The sequence below is a fragment of the Serratia sp. PL7 genome, assembly GCF_945957435.1.
Map to the genome: position 1 here is coordinate 171,667 of NZ_CAMFLB010000001.1, position 24,282 is coordinate 195,948.

The 24,282-nt window shown below is 58.2% G+C and carries 21 protein-coding genes; 17 read left to right on the forward strand and 4 right to left on the reverse strand.

The annotated features are described in order from the left end of the window. Positions 1 to 8 precede the first annotated feature (8 nt). From N6G83_RS00900 to N6G83_RS00915, 4 genes are all read left to right on the forward strand, one after another. Entirely contained in the window at positions 9 to 860 is an 852-nt protein-coding gene (locus N6G83_RS00900) for a transketolase (RefSeq protein ID WP_049207319.1), read from the forward strand. Continuing rightward, positions 853 to 1,812, forward strand: a complete 960-nt coding sequence (locus N6G83_RS00905; RefSeq protein ID WP_025303673.1) for a transketolase family protein — start codon at positions 853 to 855, stop codon at positions 1,810 to 1,812. The genes N6G83_RS00900 and N6G83_RS00905 overlap by 8 nt, the downstream gene beginning before the upstream one ends. A gap of 223 nt (positions 1,813 to 2,035) precedes the next feature. Further along, entirely contained in the window at positions 2,036 to 2,575 is a 540-nt protein-coding gene (locus N6G83_RS00910) for a hypothetical protein (protein WP_025303672.1), read from the forward strand. After that, positions 2,572 to 2,994 carry a putative T6SS immunity periplasmic lipoprotein gene (locus N6G83_RS00915; RefSeq protein WP_049203685.1) on the forward strand — a complete coding sequence of 141 codons (423 nt, stop codon included), beginning with the start codon at positions 2,572 to 2,574 and terminating at the stop codon, positions 2,992 to 2,994. The genes N6G83_RS00910 and N6G83_RS00915 overlap by 4 nt, the downstream gene beginning before the upstream one ends. Positions 2,995 to 3,065: 71 nt before the next feature. Here the strand turns inward: N6G83_RS00915 and pta are convergent, their stop codons facing one another. Then, positions 3,066 to 5,225, reverse strand: coding sequence for a phosphate acetyltransferase (gene pta / locus N6G83_RS00920; RefSeq protein ID WP_049203683.1), 2,160 nt, complete (start codon positions 5,223 to 5,225; stop codon positions 3,066 to 3,068). 74 nt (positions 5,226 to 5,299) lie between these two features. Then, complete coding sequence (gene ackA / locus N6G83_RS00925) at positions 5,300 to 6,502, reverse strand: acetate kinase (RefSeq protein ID WP_025303669.1); 1,203 nt, start codon at positions 6,500 to 6,502, stop codon at positions 5,300 to 5,302. A 358-nt stretch (positions 6,503 to 6,860) separates the two neighbouring features. On the opposite strand from ackA, the gene yfbV reads away from it, so the two are divergent. The 4 genes from yfbV (at position 6,861) to N6G83_RS00945 (ending at position 10,558) form a co-directional block, all read left to right on the forward strand. Then, complete coding sequence (gene yfbV / locus N6G83_RS00930; RefSeq protein ID WP_025303668.1) at positions 6,861 to 7,316, forward strand: terminus macrodomain insulation protein YfbV; 456 nt, start codon at positions 6,861 to 6,863, stop codon at positions 7,314 to 7,316. A gap of 143 nt (positions 7,317 to 7,459) precedes the next feature. Next, positions 7,460 to 7,954, forward strand: a complete 495-nt coding sequence (locus tag N6G83_RS00935; RefSeq protein ID WP_016926898.1) for a YfbU family protein — start codon at positions 7,460 to 7,462, stop codon at positions 7,952 to 7,954. 17 nt (positions 7,955 to 7,971) lie between these two features. Then, on the forward strand, positions 7,972 to 8,628 hold the full coding sequence (locus N6G83_RS00940; protein WP_049207312.1) for a sugar phosphatase: 657 nt from the start codon (positions 7,972 to 7,974) through the stop codon (positions 8,626 to 8,628). A gap of 79 nt (positions 8,629 to 8,707) precedes the next feature. Further along, positions 8,708 to 10,558: an SLC13 family permease gene (locus N6G83_RS00945; RefSeq protein WP_260514368.1), complete on the forward strand. Its 1,851-nt coding sequence runs from the start codon at positions 8,708 to 8,710 to the stop codon at positions 10,556 to 10,558. A 27-nt stretch (positions 10,559 to 10,585) separates the two neighbouring features. Here the strand turns inward: N6G83_RS00945 and yfbR are convergent, their stop codons facing one another. Beyond that, complete coding sequence (gene yfbR / locus N6G83_RS00950; protein WP_025303666.1) at positions 10,586 to 11,185, reverse strand: 5'-deoxynucleotidase; 600 nt, start codon at positions 11,183 to 11,185, stop codon at positions 10,586 to 10,588. Positions 11,186 to 11,292: 107 nt separating this feature from the next. After that, on the reverse strand, positions 11,293 to 12,507 hold the full coding sequence (locus tag N6G83_RS00955; RefSeq protein WP_025303665.1) for a pyridoxal phosphate-dependent aminotransferase: 1,215 nt from the start codon (positions 12,505 to 12,507) through the stop codon (positions 11,293 to 11,295). An 856-nt stretch (positions 12,508 to 13,363) separates the two neighbouring features. Here N6G83_RS00955 and lrhA point away from each other — a divergent pair. The 9 genes from lrhA to nuoI all read left to right on the forward strand — a co-directional run bounded on the left by lrhA (position 13,364) and on the right by nuoI (position 24,280). Further along, positions 13,364 to 14,308 (forward strand): transcriptional regulator LrhA, encoded by a 945-nt coding sequence (lrhA, locus tag N6G83_RS00960; protein WP_025303664.1) that lies wholly within the window; start codon positions 13,364 to 13,366, stop codon positions 14,306 to 14,308. A gap of 707 nt (positions 14,309 to 15,015) precedes the next feature. Then, positions 15,016 to 15,453, forward strand: coding sequence for an NADH-quinone oxidoreductase subunit NuoA (gene nuoA / locus N6G83_RS00965; protein ID WP_025303663.1), 438 nt, complete (start codon positions 15,016 to 15,018; stop codon positions 15,451 to 15,453). A gap of 15 nt (positions 15,454 to 15,468) precedes the next feature. After that, positions 15,469 to 16,143 carry a NuoB/complex I 20 kDa subunit family protein gene (locus N6G83_RS00970; RefSeq protein ID WP_004936039.1) on the forward strand — a complete coding sequence of 225 codons (675 nt, stop codon included), beginning with the start codon at positions 15,469 to 15,471 and terminating at the stop codon, positions 16,141 to 16,143. A gap of 96 nt (positions 16,144 to 16,239) precedes the next feature. Then, entirely contained in the window at positions 16,240 to 18,036 is a 1,797-nt protein-coding gene (gene nuoC, locus N6G83_RS00975; protein WP_025303662.1) for an NADH-quinone oxidoreductase subunit C/D, read from the forward strand. A 2-nt stretch (positions 18,037 to 18,038) separates the two neighbouring features. Next, positions 18,039 to 18,590, forward strand: a complete 552-nt coding sequence (nuoE, locus tag N6G83_RS00980) for an NADH-quinone oxidoreductase subunit NuoE (protein ID WP_004936034.1) — start codon at positions 18,039 to 18,041, stop codon at positions 18,588 to 18,590. Continuing rightward, the gene (nuoF, locus tag N6G83_RS00985; protein ID WP_015378579.1) at positions 18,587 to 19,933 is read left to right on the forward strand and encodes an NADH-quinone oxidoreductase subunit NuoF; all 1,347 of its coding nucleotides are present in this window, start codon (positions 18,587 to 18,589) and stop codon (positions 19,931 to 19,933) included. Before nuoE ends, nuoF begins: the two co-directional genes overlap by 4 nt. A 77-nt stretch (positions 19,934 to 20,010) precedes the next feature. Further along, positions 20,011 to 22,749 (forward strand): NADH-quinone oxidoreductase subunit NuoG, encoded by a 2,739-nt coding sequence (gene nuoG, locus N6G83_RS00990; protein ID WP_060447996.1) that lies wholly within the window; start codon positions 20,011 to 20,013, stop codon positions 22,747 to 22,749. Beyond that, positions 22,746 to 23,723, forward strand: a complete 978-nt coding sequence (gene nuoH / locus N6G83_RS00995) for an NADH-quinone oxidoreductase subunit NuoH (protein WP_004936022.1) — start codon at positions 22,746 to 22,748, stop codon at positions 23,721 to 23,723. The genes nuoG and nuoH overlap by 4 nt, the downstream gene beginning before the upstream one ends. A gap of 14 nt (positions 23,724 to 23,737) precedes the next feature. Continuing rightward, positions 23,738 to 24,280, forward strand: coding sequence for an NADH-quinone oxidoreductase subunit NuoI (gene nuoI, locus N6G83_RS01000; RefSeq protein ID WP_025160170.1), 543 nt, complete (start codon positions 23,738 to 23,740; stop codon positions 24,278 to 24,280). The last annotated feature ends 2 nt before the right edge of the window (positions 24,281 to 24,282 follow it).

A 24,282-nucleotide genomic window follows, 5' to 3' on the forward strand; every position in this document is an offset into this window, starting at 1 on the left:
GCAGACTGATGAACGACACAACGAGCGAAACGGAAATTGAAGAGCTGCAGACCCTGGCGCGCGCGATCCGCCTGGAAACATTGAAGGCGTTGACCGGGCTGGGCTTCGGCCACTACGGCGGCTGCATGTCGGTGGTGGAGACGCTGGCGGTGCTGTACGGCAGCGTGATGCGTATCGATCCGGCGGATCCGGACTGGCCGGAGCGCGATGACTTCGTGCTGTCGAAGGGGCACGCCGGCCCGGCGCTGTACAGCACGCTGGCGATCAAGGGCTACTTCCCGCTGGCGGAGCTGAAGACCCTCAACCAGAACGGCACGCGTCTGCCTAGCCACCCGGACCGATTGCGCACGCGCGGCGTGGACGCCACCACCGGTTCACTGGGGCAGGGCGTGTCGATCGCCGCCGGCATGGCGTTATCCCATCGGCTGGCGGGGCGTCGTAACCGGGTGTTCAGCATCCTCGGCGACGGTGAGCTGAACGAAGGGCAGTGCTGGGAGGCGTTCCAGTTTATCGCCCACCACAACCTGAACAACCTGACGCTGTTCATCGATTACAACAAGCAACAGCTAGACGGTGCGCTGGACGAGGTGATCCAACCGTTCGATCTGGCCGCCAAGTTCCGCGCTTTCGGTTTTGAGGTGCAGACCATCAAGGGCGACGACATCGCGGCGCTGCTGGCGGCGGTGGCGCCGGCGCGCGGCGGTGAACAGCGGCCGCTGGCGATCGTGCTCGACAGCATCAAGGGACAGGGGGTGACCTATCTGGAAAACCTGTCGAACTCACACCACCTGCGCCTGACGCCGGACGTGCAGCTGGAAATCGAAAAAGCCATCGCCGAACTGGAGGCCGCCCATGTTTAACGTAGTGACCCAGTTGGAAAACGACGCCGTCGAAATGCGCAAAGTCTATGCCGGCGCGGTGCGTCGGCAGATAGAAGCGGGCGCGCCGATCATCGCGCTGGAGGCCGATTTGATGAGCTCGATGGCGATGGACGGCGTGCACAAGGATCACCCGCAGCACGTGATTAACTGCGGCATCATGGAGGCCAACGTGATCGGCGTCGCCGCCGGGCTGTCGCTCACCGGCAGGGTGCCGTTCGTGCATACCTTTACCGCCTTCGCCAGCCGCCGCTGTTTCGATCAGCTGTTCATGTCGCTGGATTATCAGCGCAACAATGTCAAGGTGATCGCCTCCGACGCCGGGGTGAGCGCCTGCCACAACGGCGGCACCCACATGTCGTTTGAGGACATGGGCATCGTGCGCGGGCTGGCGCACTCGGTGGTGCTGGAAGTGACCGACGCTACCATGTTCGCCGACATTCTGCGCCAGCTGATGGATCTACGCGGCTTCTACTGGGTGCGCACCATCCGCAAGCAGGCGACGCGCATCTACCAGGAAGGCTCGCGCTTTACCATCGGCAAGGGCAACCTGCTGCGCGACGGCGACGACATTACGCTGATTGCCAATGGCATCATGGTGGCGGAGGCGCTGAAGGCGGCGCAGATGCTGGCGCGGCAGGGCGTCAGCGCGGCAGTGATCGATATGTTCACCCTCAAGCCTATCGACCGTGAACTGATCAAAACCTACGCGGCCAAGACCGGACGCATCGTCACCTGTGAAAATCACAGCATTCATAACGGGCTGGGATCCGCAGTGGCGGAGGTGCTGGCGGAAGAGTGCCCGACGCCGATGCGGCGCGTGGGGGTGAAGGAGCGTTACGGTCAGGTGGGCACCCAGGCGTTTTTACAGCAGGAGTACGGCCTGACCGCCGAGCATATTCTGGAGGCCGCCGGGCAGTTGCTGCAAAAATAGTTCTCGAGTCAATAACAACTGCTGTAACGAATGGGGTCTGGTGGTCTGGACAAAGCACATAGCTTCCTGCCCAGTATCTGAGTCATGACTCACATGTTATCAACTGAGAAGCCCCTTAGGGGGCTTTTTGTTTTTAATGGATAATAGATGGCCAATGCTTAGGTAAAAAGAGATACTAAAAATAGTATAATAAATACAATTGGTTATATTCATGGAGTGAATAATGATAACAGCAAGAGGCTCGTTCAGAAGGCTGACGCTAGGCGAGATCACGCTATCCCGCTTTCTCTATAAAAATGCCATCGACTACAGTCTTGTTAAAGTGCATAACGCGAGCTATTTCCCGTTTGGTTTGCAGAATGAGGAAACGGCCGTTACGCCTAATGGTGAACTTTATTGGCCTGAAAAACACTTCAGGGAAGATTTTTCTACAGAAACAACGCGCTACCTATGGTGGTTCATGCATGAAATGGCCCACGTATGGCAGTATCAGATGGGGATGAACGTCCGGCTGCGGGGAATAATGAGCTGGGCGGTAACTTATAAATACTCGCTGCCTGATTACTACTCCTTAGCTGATTACGGTATGGAGGCACAAGCCAGCCTTCTTGCAGATTATTTCATCCTTTCTCGTTATGGCAAAGAACGGTGGTTTGAGGTGAAACTGATGCAAGGTATTATAGGTCCAGATTTGAAAAGCCGTTATGAGCATGTTTTGAAAGGATTTCTTAATACTCCTGCCGACAGGAAAAACCTGAAATGAGAAGAATCTATACCCTCATCATGATGATGTTGCTCAGTGGCTGTATGCTTGAAAAACAACGTTTTTACACTGCGGATATTACGCTGCGGGGAAATGATCTCTGTTTCTCTTTACCACAAGCCTACCCAACACAGAGTGGCAGGGTCAATCTGGTCAGCATTGCTATTGAACAACGGTTGGATAGTCAAACGCATGAGCTCTGGCGCAGGACCACTCTACCACCGAAGCCCGTTGAGACGATTACGCCCGGCCAATGTATCCCATACTCGTTCAAGGCATTTGAGAGCAATGTGCCATACACCGTGGCAATCAGTACCGTAGATCCTCAGGATGCAGATTCCAAACGTTTCTGGCAGCGCAGTTTCTCGCTGAAAATCAGTGACGGCCAGATTTTGCAGGTTATTGCCAGTGCGGAGTAATAAAGCCAGAGAAGGGATGAATTAAATAACAAGGGCCGGCAATGCCGGCCCTTGTTTCGTTTGGCGATGAATTACGCCTTGGCGGCAGCGTCAGCCTGGGAAGACTGGATCGCCGTCAGCGCAACGGTGTAGACGATATCGTCAACCAGTGCGCCGCGCGACAGGTCGTTCACCGGCTTGCGCATGCCTTGCAGCATCGGCCCGATGGAAACCAGGTCAGCGGAGCGCTGTACCGCTTTGTAGGTGGTGTTGCCGGTGTTCAAATCCGGGAAGATGAACACGGTCGCCTGGCCGGCTACCGGTGAGTTCGGCGCCTTGGACTTGGCAACGTCGGCCATGATGGCGGCGTCGTACTGCAGCGGGCCGTCGATGATCAGATCCGGGCGTTTTTCCTGCGCCAGACGGGTCGCTTCGCGCACTTTCTCGACGTCGCTGCCCGCACCGGAGTTACCGGTGGAGTAGGAGATCATCGCTACGCGCGGCTCGATGCCGAAGGCCGCGGCGGAATCCGCAGACTGGATGGCGATTTCAGACAGCTGCTCGGCGGTCGGATCCGGGTTGATCGCGCAGTCGCCGTAGACCAGTACCTGGTCAGGCAACAGCATGAAGAATACGGAGGACACCAGCGAGCTGCCCGGTGCGGTTTTGATCAGCTGCAACGGCGGACGGATGGTGTTGGCGGTGGTGTGAACCGCGCCGGAGACCAGACCGTCGACTTCGCCTTGTTCCAGCATCAGGGTGCCGAGCACCACGTTGTCTTCCAGCTGCTCGCGCGCGACCACTTCGGTCATGCCCTTGCTCTTGCGCAGCTCAACCAGACGCGGCACGTAGTTTTCACGTACGGCGACCGGATCGACGATTTCGATGCCTTTGCCCAACTCAACGCCCTGTGCTGCCGCTACGCGCTGGATCTCGTCCGGGTTGCCGAGCAGCACGCATTCCGCGATGCCGCGTTCGGCACAGATGGCCGCCGCTTTCACGGTACGCGGCTCGTCGCCTTCCGGCAGCACGATGCGTTTGCCGGCTTTACGCGCCAGCTCGGTCAGTTCGTAACGGAACGCCGGTGGAGACAGGCGGCGTGAACGCTCAGAGGTGGCGGTCAGCGAGTCGATCCACTCGGTGTTGATGTGGCTGGCCACGTAGTTCTGCACTTTCTCGATGCGCTGGTGGTCGTCCGCCGGCACTTCGAGGTTGAAGCTCTGCAGGCTCAGCGAGGTTTGCCAGGTGTTGGTGTCAACCATGAACACCGGCAGGCCGGTTTGGAAGGCGCGTTCGCACAGCTTCTTGATCGGCTCGTCGATGGCGTAGCCGCCGGTCAGCAGGATGGCGCCGATTTCCACGCCGTTCATCGCCGCCAGGCAGGCGGAGACCAGCACGTCAGGACGGTCTGCGGAGGTCACCAGCAGAGAGCCTGGGCGGAAGTGTTCCAGCATGTGCGGGATGCTGCGCGCACAGAAGGTCACGGACTTCACGCGGCGGGTCATGATGTCGCCTTCGTTGACCACGCGGGCCTTCAGGTGGCGAGCCATGTCGATGGCGCGGGTGGCGATCAGATCGAAGCTCCACGGCACGCAGCCCAGAACCGGCAGCGGGCTGTTGGCGAACAGCTGCGCAGGATCGACGTGGGCGATGCTGGCTTTGGTGGAGTCGTCGAAGATTTCGGACAGGTCAGGACGGGTACGGCCCTGATCGTCGACCGGTGCGTTCAGCTTGTTGATGATAACGCCGGTGATGTTTTTGTTCTTGCTGCCGCCGAAGCTGGTGCGCGCCAGTTCGATGCGCTCTTTCAGCTGCGCCGGGGAGTCGTTGCCCAGCGCCAGCACGAAGACGATCTCGGCGTTCAGGGTTTTGGCGATCTCGTAGTTCAGCGCGTTGGCGAACTGGTGTTTGCGAGTCGGCACCAGGCCTTCGATCAGCACCACTTCCGCGTCTTTGGTGTTCTCGTGGTAACGCGCCACGATCTCTTCCATCAGCACGTCTTGCTGGTTGGAGCTCAGCAGGCCCTCAACGTAGTCCATGCGCAGCGGTTCGGCCGCCGTAATGGTGGAGTTGCTGCTGCGGATGATGGTGGTGGTCTGGTCGAGCGCGTTGTCGCCGGTGCGCGGTTGAGCGATAGGCTTGAACACGCTCAGACGAACGCCTTTTTGCTCCATGGAGCGGATGACACCCAGGCTGACGCTGGTCAGGCCGACGCTGGTGCCGGTGGGGATCAACATAATAGTACGTGACACAGAATAGTCCTCTTCACGATTAACATGAGGCTAAAACAACACCGTCAGCCTGGGCTGACGGTGTTTTGAGAGCATTACGCGGTCAGGCGGGATGCGTCCTGCGCGATGACCAACTCTTCGTTGGTCGGGATCACCAGCGCCAGGCGGCTGCCGTCTTTGGTGATGGCGCCGGATTTGCCGAAGCGAGCGGCCATGTTGCGGTCGTGGTCGATTTCGAAGCCCAGCAGGCCCAGTTTGTTCAGGGTCAGCTCACGCACCATGCCGGCGTTCTCGCCGATGCCGCCGGTGAAGATCACCGCGTCCAGACGGCCTTCCATCAGCGCGCTGTAGGCGCCGACGTATTTGGCCAGACGGTGGCAGAACACGTCCATGGCGCGTTTGGCGTCGGCTTTGCTGTCGTAGTTGTCTTCAACGTAACGGCAGTCGCTGGTGACTTCGGTCAGGCCCAGCAGGCCGGATTCTTTGGTCAGCATCTTGTTGATCTGGTCAACGCTCATGCCCAGAGAATCGTGTAGGTGGAAGATGATAGCCGGATCGATGTCACCGCTGCGGGTGCCCATCACCAGGCCTTCCAGCGGGGTCAGACCCATGGAGGTGTCAACGCACTGGCCGTTGCGCACTGCGGTGACGGAGCCGCCGTTGCCCAGGTGGCAAGTGATCACGTTCACTTCTTCTACCGGCTTGTTCAGCATCTTCGCGGCTTCTTGAGTCACGTAGAAGTGGCTGGTGCCGTGTGCGCCGTAGCGGCGAACGCCGTGGTCGCGGTACAGGCTGTACGGCAGGGCGTACAGGTAAGATTCTTCCGGCATAGTCTGGTGGAACGCGGTGTCGAACACGGCAACGTTCTTGTCGGCCAGGTTAGGGAAGGATTTCAGCGCTTCCGCGATGCCGATCAGGTGAGCTGGGTTGTGCAGTGGTGCAAACGGCACGGAATCTTTGATACCCTGCAGAACTTCGTCGTTGATCACGGCAGAAGCGGTGAACTTCTCGCCGCCGTGCACGATGCGGTGGCCGATAGCGGTCAGCTGCGCGGAAAGCTCTGGTTTTTGTGCCAGAATAGTATTAACAATGAAGTTCAGCGCTTCGCTGTGTGCAGCGCCGGCCCCCAGGGCAGCTTCGTGTTTGGCGCCGTCCATTTTCCACTTGATGCGAGCTTCAGGCAGGTGGAAACACTCGGCCAAACCGGAGAGGAATTCGTCGCCGTTAACGGCATCGATGATGGCGAATTTCAGAGAAGAACTGCCGCAGTTAAGAACCAGTACTAGCTTACTCGACATGGAAGTACCTACTTAAATAGTCGTGTTGTTAAAAGAAAATCGAACACACGTGGTGAATTAATCGTCAATCAGACAACAAGCGTAGCGCATAGTGCCGATGACATTTATGATTAACATCATGTGAAGTGCACAAATCACAGGATGATGGAAAAACCGATGATTTCTCTGCGGTTTAAATAATCTTGATTTTTATAGGGCTAAAAGTTGACAAAATTTACGTCATCTTCTACCGGCCACAAGGCCGGCTTAGGATACCGATAGCCCGGTGCAAACACAAAATAAATTTAAAGCTTCAAATTTTTTAGTATGGTCTCTGGCAGCACGCTTTTAGTTTCTTTACGTGACGTTGAGGTACGCAATGACGAGCAAACCGTCCGGTTCCGTAAGCTGGTTTCAGGTCTTCCAGCGCGGGCAGCATTATATGAAAACCTGGCCGTCGGACAAACGTCTGGCACCGGTCTTTCCGGAGAATCGCGTTGCGCGTGCCACCCGTTTCGCTATCCGTTTCATGCCGCCGTTGGCGATTTTCACGCTGACCTGGCAGATCGCGCTGGGCGGCCAGCTGGGCCCGGCGATCGCCACCGCGCTGTTCGCCTGCAGCCTGCCGATGCAGGGCTTGTGGTGGCTGGGGCGTCGTTCGGTCACGCCGCTGCCGCCGACGCTGCTGCAATGGTTCCATGAGGTGCGCAACAAGCTGACGGAAGCCGGGCAGGCGGTGGCGCCGCTCGAAGGCACGCCGACCTATCAGTCGTTGGCTGATTTGCTCAAGCGCGCCTTCAAGCAGTTGGACAAAACCTTCCTCGACGATCTGTAAATGAAAAAAGGCCGCGCTGATGCGGCCTTTCTCGTCAAAGCGGCAATAACCCCGGTTTAAATCAAAGAACGGTCGAGTTGTGATTTCCTGCGTTCTTGCGCTGTGCGATGCTCCCGCCATCACACAGAAATGAGGAAATCCTGATGGAAATGACCAACGCCCAGCGGCTGATCCTGTCGAACCAGTACAAGATGATGACCCTGCTCGATCCGGACAACGGCGACCGTTATCGCCGGTTGCAAACCATCGTCGAACGCGGCTTCGGTTTGCAAATGCGCGAACTGGATCGCGACTTCGGCGAACTGAGCGAAGAGGTGTGCCGCACCATCATCAACGTGATGGAGATGCACCATGCGCTGCAGGTTTCCTGGGGCAACCTGAAAGAGAAGCAGGATCTGGACGAGCGCCGCCTGGCGTTTCTCGGCTTCGACGCCGCTACCGAGGCGCGCTACCTGAGCTACGTGCGTTTCCTGGTCAGCACCGAGGGGCGTTATACTCACTTCGATTCCGGTAGCCACGGTTTTAACGCCCAGACCAAAATGTGGGAAAAGTACCAGCGTATGCTGGCGATCTGGCTGGCCTGTCCGCGCCAGTATCACTTGAGCGCCGTTGAGATAGCGCAAATCATCAATGCTTGATTAAGAAGAGGTTTTCTGTGGAGTGTAAGGGTTTTCTGTTCGATCTTGATGGCACCCTGGTGGATTCATTGCCGGCGGTAGAGCGTGCCTGGACGCACTGGGCCGAGCGCCGCGGCGTTGACCCGCAAGCGGTGCTGGACTTCATTCACGGTAAACAGGCCATTACTTCTCTGCGCCACTTTATGCCGGACGAAAGCGAAGCGGAAATTCAGCGCGAGTTCCAACTGCTGGAGCAGGTGGAAGCGCAGGATACCGACGGCGTTCGCGCGCTGCCGGGCGCCATCGCGCTGCTGGAGCGCCTGAACGCGCTCGGCATCCCTTGGGCGATCGTCACCTCCGGTTCGGTGCCAGTGGCCGGCGCTCGCCGCCAGGCCGGCGGTTTGCCGCAGCCGGCGGTGTTCATCACCGCCGAGCAGGTTAAACACGGTAAGCCACAGCCCGATGCCTACCTGCTGGGCGCCGAGCGCCTGGGGCTGGCGCCGCACGAGTGCGTGGTGGTTGAAGACGCGCCGGCCGGCATTCTTTCGGGTCTGGCTGCGGGCTGTCAGGTGATTGCGGTCAACGCCCCGGCCGATGCGCCGAAGCTGGAGCAGGTCGACCTGCGGCTGGATTCGCTGGCGCAGATCGCCGTCGATAAAACGGCGCAGGGCGCGATCGTTCGCCGGCTGGCCTGAGTGGCATTATCTTCACCCTAATTGATTAGACCCCGCTTCGGCGGGGTTTTTTTATGCTATTTTTTAGACCCTTGGACATTTGCCGGATGAGGCCGTTTTGAACAGCGAATTACTGTGGGTGCTGAGTTTACTGCTGATTGCCATCGTGCTGTTTACCACCAACAAGCTGCGGATGGACGTGGTGGCGCTGTTGGTGATTATCGCCTTCGTGCTGAGCGGCACGCTCAGCCTGCAGGAAGCGACGGTCGGTTTCAGCGATCCCAACGTGATTTTGATCGCCGCGCTGTTCGTGATCGGCGAAGGGTTGGTGCGTACCGGCGTGGCCTATCAGGTGGGCGACTGGCTGGTGAAAGTGGCCGGCAGCAGCGAAACCAAAATGTTGATGCTGCTGATGGTGACGGTCGCCGGGCTGGGCGCGTTCATGAGCTCGACCGGCGTGGTGGCGATTTTTATCCCGGTGGTGCTCAGCGTGACGGCCAGAATGAAGATCGCGCCGGGGCGGCTGATGATGCCGCTCAGCTTCGCCGGGCTGATCAGCGGCATGATGACGCTGGTGGCCACGCCGCCCAACATGGTGGTCAACAGCGAACTGGTGCGGGAAGGCATCCATGGTTTCGGTTTCTTCAACGTGACGCCCATTGGCCTGGTGGTGCTGGCGCTGGGCGTCGGCTACATGCTGATCGCCCGGCGTTGGCTGGGCAGCGGTGACACCGGCAAAGCCGGCGACGGCTGGCAGCGTCGCACCTTCCGCGACCTGATCCGTGATTACAAGCTGACCGGCCGCGCGCGGCGGCTGGCTGTCCGCAGCGCTTCGCCGCTGATCGGACGTTCGCTGGATGAACTGCACCTGCGTGCGCGCTATGGTGCCAACGTGGTGGGCATCGAGCGCTGGAAACGCTTCCGGCGGGTGATGGTCAGCGCCTCCGGCAGCACCGAGCTGCGCGAGGGCGACGTCCTCTTGATCGACATGTCGGACAGCCAGGTCGATCTGCGCGAATTCTGCGGCGAGCAGCGGCTGGAGCCGATGGTGCTGCGCGGCGATTACTTCTCTGAACAGTCGCGCAACGTCGGCATGGCCGAAGTGTCGCTGATCCCGGACTCGGCGCTGCTGGGCAAAAGCCTGCGTGAAGCAGCGTTCCGCAGCCGCTACGATCTGAATGTGGTGGGCATCCGCCGCCACGGCGAGACTCTGAGCGGCAAGCTGGTGGACGAGCCGCTGGAGCTGGGCGACATTTTGCTGGTGATCGGCGACTGGAAGGCGATTCGTCAGCTGCAGGCCAAAACCCACGACTTTATCGTGCTCAACCTGCCGGCCGAAGTGGACGAAGTGGCGCCGGCCATCACCCAGGCGCCGCACGCGCTGTTTTGCCTGGCGTTGATGGTGGCGATGATGCTGACCGACGAAATCCCCAACCCGATCGCGGCGTTGATCGCCTGCCTGCTGATGGGCAAGTTCCGCTGTATCGACATGGAGAGCGCCTATAAATCGATCCATTGGCCGAGCATCATTTTGATCGTCGGCATGATGCCGTTCGCGCAGGCGCTGCAAAAGACCGGCGGCGTGGATCTGATCGTTCGCGGGCTGATGGACGTCGCCGGCGGCGCGGGGCCGCGCGTGATGCTGCTGTGCCTGTTCGTCTTGTGCGCCACCATTGGCCTGTTTATTTCCAATACCGCGACGGCGGTGCTGATGGCGCCGATCGCCATTGCCGCCGCGCGCGAAATGGGCGTCTCGCCATACCCGTTCGCGATGATTATCGCCATCGCCGCGTCCGCCGCCTTTATGACGCCGGTCTCTTCACCGGTCAACACGCTGGTGCTGGGGCCGGGCAATTACAAGTTCGGCGATTTCGTGCGTCTCGGCGTGCCGTTCACCCTGTTGGTGATGGCGGTCAGCGTGATTGTGGTGCCGTGGCTCTACGGTTTTTAACGGCGCAGCGAGGCTGCGCCGGTGGGGTTACAGCGAGCTGTCGAGGCTGATTTCGTCCAATGACAGGCTGAAACTGGGAATGAACACGTCCATAAAGTAGTCCATTTCCGGGCTGCGGCGCTGTTCCAGGGTTTTATCCAGCCGCGCCTTGGCCAGGGTGAATTCATTGTTGCCGGCAGAGAGTTCCTCCAGACATTTCAGGTAGGCGCACAGCGCGTCTGCCTGCTTCACTACCTGCTTTTCATCTTCGCTGTAGTAGTGCTCATCGAGAATGGTGCGGAAATCGTTGCGCAGCTCAGCGGGGATCATGTCCAGCAGCTTTTGCTGGGCGATCTTTTCGATCTTCTTGTATTCATGGGCGATCTGCGGATTGTAGTACTTGATCGGCGTCGGCATGTCGCCGGTGATCACTTCGCTGGCGTCGTGATACATCGCTAACAGCGCAACGCGGTCGGCATTGAGGTTGCCGTTGAATTTGCGGTTCTTGATCACCGCCAACGCGTGGGCGACGAAAGCCACCTGCAGACTGTGTTCGGAGACGTTCTCGGTACGCACGTTGCGCATCAGTGGCCAGCGGTTGATCAGTTTCAGGCGGGACAGATGGGCGAAGAAATGGCTCTGGCTCATGGTGCTCTCTTTAACGGCAAGTGAGGGCCCCATTGTGAAGCAGTGACGGCGAATTTTGCAACCGGGCAATAAGAGAAGGGCGCAGCAAGGCGCTGCGCCCCAGGCGATTACTGGTGGTAACCTTCAAGGAAGCGGCCCAGCTTGCCGACCGCCATTTCCAGTTCGTCTACGCGCGGCAGGGTGACGATGCGCACGTGATCCGGGTAAGGCCAGTTGAACGCCGAACCTTGCACCAGCAGCACTTTTTCCTGTAGCAACAGATCCAGCACCAGCTTCTGGTCGTCGTGGATGTTGAAGCGTTTGGCATCGATGCGCGGGAACATGTACAACGCGCCCTGCGGCTTCACGCAAGAGACGCCCGGGATGTCGTTGAGCAATTCCCAGGTGCGGTTGCGTTGTTCGTACAGGCGGCCGCCGGGCTGAATGAATTCGCTGATGCTCTGATAACCGCCCAGCGCGGTCTGAATGGCGTGCTGCATCGGCACGTTGGCGCACAGGCGCATCGAAGCCAGCATCTCCAGCCCTTCGATATAGCCTTTGGCGTGCTTCTTCGGCCCGTTCAGCACCATCCAGCCCTGGCGGAAGCCCGCCACGCGGTAGGTTTTCGACAGGCCGTTGAAGGTCACGGTCAGCAGATCTGGCGCCAGTGCGGCGATCGAGTGGTGTTCGGCGTCGTCGTACAGGATCTTGTCGTAGATCTCGTCGGCGAAGATGATCAGGTTGTGTTGACGGGCGATCTCGACGATCTGTTCCAACAGCGCTTTGCTGTAAACCGCGCCGGTCGGGTTGTTTGGGTTGATGATCACGATACCGCGGGTGCGCGGGGTGATCTTGCTGATGATATCGTCCAGATCCGGGAACCAGCCGGCCTGCTCATCGCACAGGTAGTGCACGGCCTTGCCGCCGGACAGCGATACCGCAGCGGTCCACAGCGGGTAGTCCGGCGCCGGTACCAGCATTTCGTCGCCGCTGTTGAGCAGCGCCTGCATGGATTGGACGATCAGCTCAGAGACGCCATTGCCAATGTAGATATCCTCAACGGTCACGTCACGCATGTTGCGCGCCTGATAGTGCTGCATGATCGCTTTACGCGCCGAGAAGAGGCCCTTGGAGTCGGAGTAGCCTTGCGCCGTGGGCAGATTGCGGATCACGTCGACCAGGATTTCGTCCGGGGCGTCGAAACCGAACGGGGCAGGGTTGCCGATGTTCAGTTTCAGGACTTTGTTGCCTTCTTCTTCAAGACGTTTAGCTTCTTTAAGCACCGGGCCGCGAATGTCATAGCAGACGTTGTCCAGTTTGCTGGATTTCTCAATGGGGGACATAAAAAGTTGAGCCTTTTGCTGGGATAGGGGCGCTCCTACCGTGGGACGCCGCAACCCGCCCAATGTACTCCTGGCGTAGTTGCTTTTGAAGGGTTTTGCACGCCTTTGGTGCAAATGCATGTCGTAACGGGGGATTTTAGTTATGATAAGCAAAGGTAAAGTTATTTTGTGGTTCATAATTTCATGAACTATAATTTTACTAGGGTTTTGTTCTGTTAAATCAAGCGTCGATAAACGAGACGTGCCGGCGATCGCGGCCGGCAGCAGTGAACTGATAAGCCGAAAGGGAGAATAGGCTTCAATAAACTGTAAAGGAACGATAATACCGGAGTAGTCTGATAGCGGGGTGTCGGTTCGCGCACCACACTAAGGAAAATGACATATTTACATTAGCTTTACTTTATATTTTACCTTAAGCATTGTTTATGTGGTTATAAGATTATTATTTAAAGCAAAAATCTTAATGATTGAATTTATTAAATTCATTGAGTAGTCACAAGAAGTCGGTACCGTTAATTATTTATCTTTTTTGCTCTGGAATGCAGTCTGAAGGCCGGTTGATAAGGGTTCTCAGTAGCACGAATGGAGTGGAAATTAGGCAGTATGAATGAGTAAAATCTCAGGTTCGGTGGGGGTTTTCCCTTTTCACCGGTATTCAGTCCCCCGCGTTCTATAAGCACCATCGATAGATCGCATTTTAAAAAGCGATAGAGGTAACGAATCATAAGTAATTTTTTTGCCCTCCACTTATGAGTGGGGTACTGTCATAACAGGCGCCGTCCTTTTCAACGGCGTCTGAGAAACACACCAGGGTAGTAGTTCGTAAATTAGAATTTAAAAAAGTGAAGAATACACTATGACAACTGCAAATCGTCCGATACTTAATCTCGACCTCGATCTGCTAAGAACCTTTGTTGCGGTTGCTGATTTGAATACCTTCGCCGCGGCGGCTGTTGCCGTTTGCCGTACTCAATCAGCCGTCAGTCAACAAATGCAGCGATTAGAGCAACTGGTCGGCAAAGAACTGTTTGCCCGCCATGGGCGCAACAAACTCCTGACTGAGCATGGTATTCAGCTTCTCGGTTATGCCAGGAAGATCCTGCGCTTTAACGACGAAGCCTGTACCTCGCTGATGTACAACAATATAAAAGGTGTTCTGACCATCGGTGCTTCCGACGACACCGCCGATACCATTCTGCCTTTCCTGTTGAACCGCGTGACCGCCATCTATCCGAAGCTGGCCATTGACGTGCGCGTAAAGCGCAGTACGACGATGGTTGATCTGCTGGAAGAGGGCGAGATCGATCTGGCGGTGACCACGGCGGATCCGGCCGGGCACCCGCACATCGTGCTGCGCACGTCGCCGACGCTGTGGTATTGCGCCGCCGATTATCACTATCAGGCCGGCGAACCGATCCCGCTGGTGGTAATGGATGAGCCAAGCCCGTTCCGCGCGCTGGCGATTAAACAGTTGGACGAAGCCGGTATTCCGTGGCGTATCGCCTACGTCGCCTCCACGCTGTCCGCGGTGCGGGCGGCCTGTAAAGCCGGCCTGGGCGTGACCGCACGGCCGATCGAGATGATGAGCCCCGATCTGCGGGTGCTGGGCGCGGTGGAAGGTTTGCCGCCGCTGCCGGATACCCAGTATGCGCTGTGCAAAAACGCGCAGTGCAGCAACGAGCTGGCGATGGCCATCTTCAGCGCGATGCAGGGTGGCAATGACGGCTATGGCTTCAACGGTGCGGAAGGCGGTCTCCAGAGCGATCAGGATGACGCCAGCCTGGTGGACGAAGAAGAATAACGTCGCGGCGCGATATCTGATGAAAAACCTCTGCTTCGGCGGAGGTTTTTTTTGCCCTTTTTTACCTAAAAATTTATTTATATGTATTTGGCTTGTATTTTCAATTGAGTTGGCTGTTTTGTTAACTTTTAAGCGTTAATGAAAAGAGAGTTTGGCCGGGTTTAATACGCTAAGTTCGTTTTTTGAGCAATAAGATTGAATGGGTTAAAGGCATGGTAATAGCAGGGGTATTTTGTTAGCTTATAGCGGCCGTTTTTGCGGCTCAATTTGAGGAAAATTGTTAAAGGGCCACACTTTTTTTGAGGATTTATGCTGAAAACGTGTCCTGGATCAAAAAAATACCCCTAGGTAGTGAGTGGAAGAACAGGGAATTCCTGAGACAATGGTATAGTAAAACTGAAATGTGCATGTTGGTTTATATCTATCTGTTTCTACACAAAAATTAACTGACACGATTTAGCCTGTCCCTGGCGCATCAAATGTTAATCAAATGATACGTATGTAAACTAGTGTGTAGATACTTTTGTCAAAGTTGACAAAAGGTTATAGAAAGGAGTAAAAAGCCCACAGAAAAACGCTGCCTAACTCGCTGTAAAAGCAGTTTGTTTGTGTGGTTATTTATCCTTCCCTTAAATCGATGTGGCGCACTAACTGCCGGTGACAAGAGCAGTGCGATCGACGCCACTTTTGATGAGTAAGCATAGAGTATGTCAACAACCACTGAAGTTATCGCTCATCACTGGGCGCTCGCCGTATTTCTCGTTGTGGCTATCGGGCTCTGCGGCTTAATGCTGCTGGGCGCGTTCTTCTTGGGCGGGAGAGCCCGGGCGCGCGCCAAACACACCCCGTTTGAATCAGGCATCGACTCGGTCGGCACGGCGCGCATGCGCTTGTCCGCCAAGTTCTACCTGGTGGCCATGTTCTTCGTTATTTTCGACGTTGAAGCCTTATACCTGTATGCCTGGTCGGTCTCGGTTCGCGAGAGCGGTTGGGTAGGCTTTATCGAAGCCGCCATTTTCATTTTGGTGCTATTGGCCGGTCTGGTTTATCTGGTGCGCATCGGCGCGTTGGATTGGACTCCGGCGCGTTCCCAACGCCGCAGCAAACCGAGCACGATCACTAACACCAACAGTCATCCGCAGTAACAGCGAGGCATTAAGATGGACTATACGCTCACCCGCATAGACCCGAACGGTGAGAACGACCGTTATCCCCTGCAAAAACAGGAGATCGTCGCCGATCCCCTGGAACAACAGGTCCACCGCACGGTTTACATGGGTAAACTCGAACATGCGCTGCATGACATGGTGAACTGGGGGCGTAAAAACTCTATTTGGCCGTATAACTTCGGCCTTTCGTGCTGTTACGTGGAGATGGTGACGTCGTTTACCGCCGTTCACGACGTGGCGCGTTTCGGTGCGGAAGTGTTGCGCGCCTCCCCGCGTCAGGCTGACCTGATGGTGGTGGCCGGTACCTGTTTCACCAAGATGGCCCCGGTCATCCAGCGCCTGTACGAGCAGATGCTGGAACCGAAGTGGGTGATCTCGATGGGCGCCTGCGCCAACTCCGGTGGTATGTACGACATCTATTCCGTGGTGCAGGGCGTGGACAAGTTCCTGCCGGTCGACGTGTACATTCCCGGCTGCCCACCGCGTCCGGAAGCCTACATGCAAGCGCTGATGCTGCTGCAGGAATCTATCGGCAAAGAACGTCGCCCGCTGTCGTGGGTTGTCGGCGATCAGGGCGTTTACCGCGCCAATATGCAGTCTGAAAGAGAGCGTAAACACGGCGAGCGCATCGCGGTGACCAACCTCCGGACGCCTGACGAGATTTAAGACGTTCATTTAACGTCCATCTTAGTGCGCTATTGGTTAACACAGCGAAAAGTGAAACTTGCGGCGAATAACCCTTTAGTGTGGTGAAAAAAAATTATGACAGATTTGACGACGCACGACGCCTTGCCTGCCTGGCAGACCCGAGATCACCTTGACGACCCGGTGATCGGCGAACTGCGCAACCGTTTTGGGCCGGAAGCCTTTACTGTTCAGGCCACCCGTACCGGCATGCCCGTGGTATGGGTTAAACCTGACCAGTTACTGGAAGTAATGACGTTCCTGAGAAAACAGCCGAAGCCGTATGTCATGCTGTTCGATCTGCATGGCGTGGACGAACGTCTTCGCACCCACCGCGACGGCCTGCCCGCTGCGGATTTCTCCGTTTTCTACCATCTGATTTCCATCGAGCGCAACCGCGACATCATGTTGAAGGTGGCGCTGTCTGAAAAAGACCTGCACGTGCCCACGGCGACCAAGGTATTCCCGAACGCCAACTGGTATGAGCGCGAAACCTGGGAAATGTTCGGCATCACCTTCGACGGCCACCCGCACCTGTCGCGCATCATGATGCCGCAGACCTGGGAAGGGCACCCGCTGCGCAAGGACTACCCGGCGCGCGCCACCGAATTCGATCCTTTCGTGCTGACCAAGCAGAAAGAAGATCTGGAGATGGAAGCGCTGACCTTCAAGCCGGAAGACTGGGGCATGAAGCGCGGCACCGAGAACGAAGACTTCATGTTCCTCAACCTCGGCCCGAACCACCCGTCTGCGCACGGTGCGTTCCGCATCATTCTGCAGCTGGACGGCGAAGAGATCGTCGACTGCGTGCCGGACATCGGTTATCACCACCGCGGCGCCGAGAAGATGGGCGAGCGTCAATCCTGGCACAGCTACATTCCGTACACCGACCGCATCGAGTATCTCGGCGGCTGCGTGAACGAAATGCCTTACGTGCTGGCGGTCGAGAAGCTGGCCGGCATTAAGGTGCCTGAGCGCGTCGACACTATCCGCGTGATGCTGTCCGAGCTGTTCCGTATCAACAGCCACCTGCTGTATATCTCCACCTTTATTCAGGACGTCGGCGCGATGACCCCGGTGTTCTTCGCCTTTACCGACCGTCAGAAAATCTACGATCTGGTGGAAGCGATCACCGGCTTCCGTATGCACCCGGCCTGGTTCCGCATCGGCGGCGTCGCGCACGATCTGCCGCGCGGTTGGGATCGCCTGCTGCGTGAATTCCTCGACTGGATGCCGAAACGTCTGGATTCTTACGTGAAAGCGGCGCTGAAGAACAGCATCCTGAAAGGCCGTTCCATCGGCGTAGCGTCTTACAACGCCAAGGAAGCGCTGGAGTGGGGTGTGACCGGTGCCGGCCTGCGTGCTACCGGCGTTGAGTTCGACGTGCGTAAATGGCGTCCTTACTCCGGCTATGAGAACTTCGACTTCGAAGTGCCAGTGGGCGACGGCAACAGCGACTGCTACACCCGCGTGATGCTGAAGGTGGAAGAGCTGCGCCAGAGCCTGCGCATCCTCGAACAGTGCCTGAACAACATGCCGGAAGGCCCGTTCAAGGCCGATCACCCGCTGACCACGCCGCCGCCGAAAGAGCGCACGCTGCAGCACATTGAAACGCTGATCACCCACTTCCTGCAGGTTTCCTGGGGCCCGGTGATGCCAGCCAACGAATCATTCCAGATGATTGAAGCCACCAAAGGGATCAACAGCTACTACCTGACCAGCGACGGCAGCACCATGAGCTACCGCACCCGGGTACGTACGCCGAGCTTTGCGCACCTGCAGCAGATCCCATCGGTCATCCGAGGCAGCCTGGTTTCCGACCTGATCGTCTATCTGGGTAGTATCGATTTTGTAATGTCAGATGTGGACCGCTAACTATGCATGATCAAAAAGACAATCACGCAGTCAACGATGCGCTCGAGCCCATCAATGCAGCCGCTCCTCAGAGCGGCGTTGATGCATTTGTACTGAGCGCGGAAGAACGTGATGCGATCGAGCACGAAAAGCACCATTACGAGGATCCGCGCGCCGCTTCCATCGAAGCACTGAAAATTGTGCAGAAGCAGCGCGGCTGGGTTCCGGACGGTGCGATTTACGCCATCGCGGAAGTGCTGGGCATCCCCGCCAGCGACGTAGAAGGCGTGGCCACGTTCTACAGCCAGATTTTCCGTCAGCCAGTAGGACGTCACGTGATCCGTTATTGTGACAGCGTTGTTTGTCACATCACCGGTTACCAGGGCATTCAGGCCGCTATCGAGAAGAAGCTGAACATCAAGCCGGGTCAAACCACTTTTGATGGCCGCTTCACGCTGCTGCCGACTTGCTGTCTGGGCAACTGCGATAAAGGGCCGACCATGATGATTGATGAGGACACTCACAGTCAGTTGAAGCCTGAAGATATCGAGACGCTACTGGAGCAGTATCAATGACCAAGCACATTGTACGCACTCCCGAAACGCATCCGCTGACCTGGCGTCTGCGCGATGACAAGCAGCCGCTGTGGCTGGACGAATACCGCAGCAAAAACGGCTATGCCGGCGCAGAAAAGGCCCTCAAAGGCCTGGCCCCGGACGAGATCGTCGGCCTGGTGAAAGACTCCGGGCTGAAGGGCCGTGGCGGCGCGGGCTTCTCCACCGGTTTGAAGTGGAGCCTGATGCCGAAAGACGAATCCATGAACATCCGTTACCTGCTGTGTAACGCCGATGAGATGGAGCCGGGCACCTATAAAGATCGTCTGCTGATGGAGCAGCTGCCGCACCTGCTGGTGGAAGGCATGCTGATCTCCGCGTTCGCGCTGAAAGCCTACCGCGGTTACATCTTCCTGCGCGGCGAATATATCGAAGCAGCGGCGCATCTGCGTCGCGCCATCGCGGAAGCCACCGAAGCCGGCTATCTGGGCAAGAACATTCTCGGCACCGGATTTGATTTCGAGCTGATCGTGCACACCGGCGCCGGCCGTTACATCTGCGGCGAAGAAACTGCGCTGATCAACTCGCTGGAAGGCCGCCGCGCCAACCCGCGTTCCAAGCCGCCATTCCCGGCCAGTGCCGGCGTCTGGGGCAAGCCGACCTGCGTCAACAACGTCGAAACGCTGTGCAACGTGCCGGCCATTTTGGCGAACGGCGTGGAGTGGTACACCGGCATCTCCGGCAGTGAAGACAAAGGCACCAAGCTGATGGGCTTCTCCGGCCGGGTGAAAAATCCGGGCGTCTGGGAGCTGCCGTTCGGCACTACCGCGCGCGAGATCCTGGAAGACTACGCCGGCGGCATGCGCGACGGTCTGCGTTTCAAAGCCTGGCAGCCGGGCGGCGCGGGCACCGACTTCCTGACCGCCGATCACCTCGACCTGCCGATGGAATACGGCGCGATCGGCAAAGCCGGCAGCCGTCTCGGCACCGCGCTGGCGATGGCGGTAGACCACGAGATCGGCATGGTGCCGCTGGTGCGTAACCTGGAAGAGTTCTTCGCCCGCGAGTCCTGCGGCTGGTGTACGCCATGCCGCGACGGCCTGCCGTGGAGCGTGAAGATCCTGCGTGCGTTGGAAAACGGCGAAGGGCAGCCGGGGGATATCGAAACCCTCGAACAGCTGTGCCGCTCCCTCGGCCCGGGCAAAACCTTCTGCGCCCACGCGCCAGGTGCCGTAGAGCCACTGCAAAGCGCGATTAAATATTTCCGTGAAGAGTTCGAGGCGGGTATCGCCGTGCAGCACTTCGGCAACGCCCATGCGATTGGCGGCATTCAGCCGAACAATCTGCTGAAGCAGCGCTGGTAAGCCGAACTCGCCCGAACACGGCCAGAATTTTTGATTAACGCCTGCCGCAAGGCAGGCCACTTGGAAGCATGCTGACTATGGCTACGATTCATGTAGACGGCAAAGAGTATGAGGTAGACGGGGCGGACAACCTGCTGCAGGCTTGTCTTTCCCTCGGCCTTGATATTCCTTACTTTTGCTGGCATCCGGCGCTGGGAAGCGTCGGCGCTTGCCGCCAATGTGCGGTAAAGCAATACCAAAACGCGGAAGATACGCGCGGCCGTTTGGTGATGTCCTGTATGACCCCGGCATCCGATGGCACCTTCATCTCCATCGATGACGGCGAAGCGAAGCAGTTCCGTGAAAGCGTGGTCGAGTGGTTGATGACCAACCACCCGCACGATTGCCCGGTCTGTGAAGAAGGCGGTAACTGTCACCTGCAGGATATGACGGTAATGACCGGCCACAGCTTCCGCCGCTACCGCTTCACCAAGCGTACCCACAACAACCAGGAGCTGGGGCCGTTTATCTCGCACGAGATGAACCGCTGCATCGCCTGCTACCGCTGCGTGCGTTACTACAAAGACTATGCGGACGGCACCGACTTCGGCGTGTACGGCGCGCACGACAACGTCTACTTCGGTCGCCCGGAAAGCGGCACGCTGGAAAGCGAGTTCTCCGGCAACCTGGTGGAAGTGTGCCCGACCGGCGTATTCACCGACAAAACGCACTCCGAACGCTACAACCGTAAATGGGACATGCAGTTCGCGCCGAGCATTTGCCAGCAGTGCAGCATCGGCTGTAACACCAGCCCGGGCGAACGCTATGGCGAGCTGCGCCGTATCGAAAACCGTTACAACGGCAGCGTGAACCACTACTTCCTGTGCGACCGCGGTCGTTTCGGTTACGGCTACGTCAACCAGAAAGATCGTCCGCGTCAACCGCAGCAGCTGCGCGGCGATGACTGGATCACCCTGAACGCCGAGCAGGCGATGCAGGGCGCGGCGGACATCCTGCGTCAGGCGAAGAAAACCATCGGCATCGGCTCCCCGCGCGCCAGCCTGGAAAGCAACTTCGCACTGCGCGAGCTGGTCGGCGCCGAGAACTACTACACCGGGATCGCTCAGGCGGAGCAATCACGCCTGGCGCTGATGCTGAACGTGCTGAAAAACGGCGGCGTCCATACGCCGGCGCTGCGTGAGATCGAAGATTACGACGCGGTGCTGGTGCTGGGCGAAGACCTGACGCAAACCGGTGCGCGTATCGCGCTGTCCGTGCGCCAGGCCGTCAAGGGAAAAGCTCGCGCGATGGCGGCGGCGCAACGTGTTGCCGACTGGCAGATCGCGGCGGTGCAGAACATCGGTCAGCACGCCAAGTACCCGCTGTTCACCACTAACATCGACAACACCCGCCTGGACGACATTGCCGCCTGGAACTACCGCGCGCCGGTGGACGAGCAGGCACGCTTCGGCTTCGCCATCGCGCACGCGCTGGATAGCGCAGCGCCGGCGGTGAACGATCTGGCCGACGGCCTGAACAAGAAAGTCGATATCATCGTGCAGGCGCTGACCGGCGCACGCAAACCGCTTATCGTGACCGGCAGCAACGCCGGCAGCGAAGCCATCATCGAAGCGGCGGCCAACATCGCCAAAGCGTTGAAGGGCCGCGGTTCCGATGTCGGCATCACCTTCGTGGCGGGCGCTGCCAACAGCATGGGCCTGGCGATGATCGGCGGCGGTTCGCTCGATCAAGCGCTGGAACAGCTGGCGAGTGGCGCAGCCGACACCGCCATCGTGATGGAAAACGATCTCTATCGTCATGCGCCGGCGGCGCAGGTGGACGCAGCGTTGGCCAAGGTCAACAACCTGATCGTCGCCGACCACCAGCGCACCGCGATCATGGACAAAGCCAACCTGATCCTCTCCTCGGCCAGCTTCGCCGAGAGCGACGGTACGCTGATCAACCAGGAAGGCCGCGCGCAGCGCTTCTTCCAGGTATACGATCCGGCTTACTATGACGACGCCAAGAAAAATCAGTTCACCGTGATGCTGGAAAGCTGGCGCTGGATGCACTCGCTGCACTCCACCTACACCAGCCGCCACGTGGACTGGACCCAGCTCGATGACGTGATCGCCGCTTGCGTCGCCGCATTGCCGCAGCTGCAGGGCATCGTCGATGCCGCGCCGGACGCGACGTTCCGCATTCGCGGTCAGAAGCTGGCGCGTTCGCCGCACCGTTCCAGCGGCCGTACCGCCATGCGCGCCAACATCAGCGTGCACGAGCCGCGTCAGCCGCAGGATAAAGACACCATGTTCGCCTTCTCGATGGAAGGGAATAACAGCCCGCTGGCCGATCGTCAGCAGATCCCGTTCGCCTGGGCGCCAGGCTGGAACTCACCGCAGGCATGGAACAAGTTCCAGGCCGAAGTGGGCGGCAAACTGCGCCACGGCGATCCGGGCGTGCGCCTGATCGAAGCGGGGGAGGGCAGCCTCGGTTACTTCGACCGCGTGCCAGCCGCCTTCAATCCGAACGACGGCTGGCGTGTCGCGCCTTACTACCACCTGTTCGGCAGCGATGAAATGTCGCAGCGCTCTCACGTGATCCAGCAGCGCATGCCAGAAGCCTACGTGATGGTCAACCCGGCCGACGCGGCGACGCTTGGCGTCAACGCGGGCAGCCTGGTGGAGTTCAGCTGCGCGGGCCAGACCTTGCGTCTGCCGGTGCGTCTGAGTGAAACCCTGACCCAGGGCCAGGTTGGTTTGCCGCTCGGCTTGCCAGGGATCCCGCCGATCTTGGTGGGTGCTAAGGTAGACAATCTGCGGGAGGCGGCACGATGAGCTGGTTTACCCCTGAGGTGATCGACATTCTGATCGCCATTCTTAAAGCGGTCGTGATCCTGTTGGTGGTCGTGGCATGCGGGGCATTCATGAGCTTCGGCGAACGCCGCCTGCTCGGCCTGTTCCAGAACCGCTACGGACCGAACCGCGTAGGCTGGGGCGGCTCGCTGCAGCTGGTCGCCGACATGATCAAAATGTTCTTCAAGGAAGACTGGGTACCGAGATTCTCCGACCGGGTGATCTTCACCCTGGCGCCGATGATCGCCTTTACTTCCCTGTTGCTGGCATTTGCCATCGTTCCGGTCAGCCCGACCTGGGCGGTGTCCGATCTCAACATCGGCATTCTGTTCTTCCTGATGATGGCCGGCCTGGCGGTGTACGCCGTGCTGTTCGCCGGATGGTCGAGCAACAACAAATACTCGCTGTTGGGCGCGATGCGCGCCTCCGCGCAAACCCTGAGCTACGAAGTGTTCATCGGCCTGTCGCTGATGGGCGTGGTGATGCAGGCGGATTCGTTCAACATGCAGGCCATCGTTGAATCCCAGGCGCACGTCTGGAACGTCATTCCGCAGTTCTTCGGCTTCGTGACCTTTGCGATCGCCGGCGTGGCGGTGTGTCACCGCCACCCGTTTGACCAGCCGGAAGCCGAGCAGGAACTGGCTGACGGTTACCACATCGAATATTCCGGCATGAAGTTCGGTCTGTTCTTCGTGGGGGAATACATCGGTATCGTCACCGTGTCCGCCCTGATTGTGACGTTGTTCTTCGGCGGCTGGCAGGGTCCGTTCCTGCCGCCATTCATCTGGTTCGCGTTGAAAACGGCCTTCTTCATGATGATGTTCATCCTGATCCGTGCCGCGTTGCCGCGTCCGCGTTATGACCAGGTGATGTCCTTCGGCTGGAAAGTGTGCCTGCCGCTGACGCTGCTGAACCTGCTGGCAACCGCCGCGGTCATTTTGTACAACGCTCAATAAGGGGTGAATAAACCATGACATTGAAAGAGTTAGTGGTTGGTTTCGGCACCCAGGTGCGCAGCATTTGGATGATTGGCATGCATGCCTTCGCCAAGCGCGAAACCCAGATGTATCCGGAAGAACCGGTTTACCTCCCGCCGCGCTACCGCGGCCGCATCGTGCTGACGCGCGATCCGGACGGCGAAGAGCGCTGCGTCGCCTGTAACCTGTGTGCGGTTGCCTGCCCGGTCGGCTGTATCTCGCTGCAAAAAGCGGAACAGAAAGACGGCCGTTGGTATCCGGAGTTCTTCCGCATCAACTTCTCGCGCTGCATTTTCTGTGGCCTGTGCGAAGAGGCTTGCCCGACTACCGCTATCCAGCTGACGCCGGATTTCGAACTGGGTGAGTACAAGCGTCAGGATCTGGTGTACGAAAAAGAAGATCTGTTGATCTCGGGGCCGGGTAAATATCCGGAATATAACTTCTACCGGATGGCCGGTATGGCGATTGACGGCAAAGCCAAAGGCGAAGCCGAAAACGAAGCCAAACCGATCGACGTCAAAGGTCTGTTGCCCTAAGG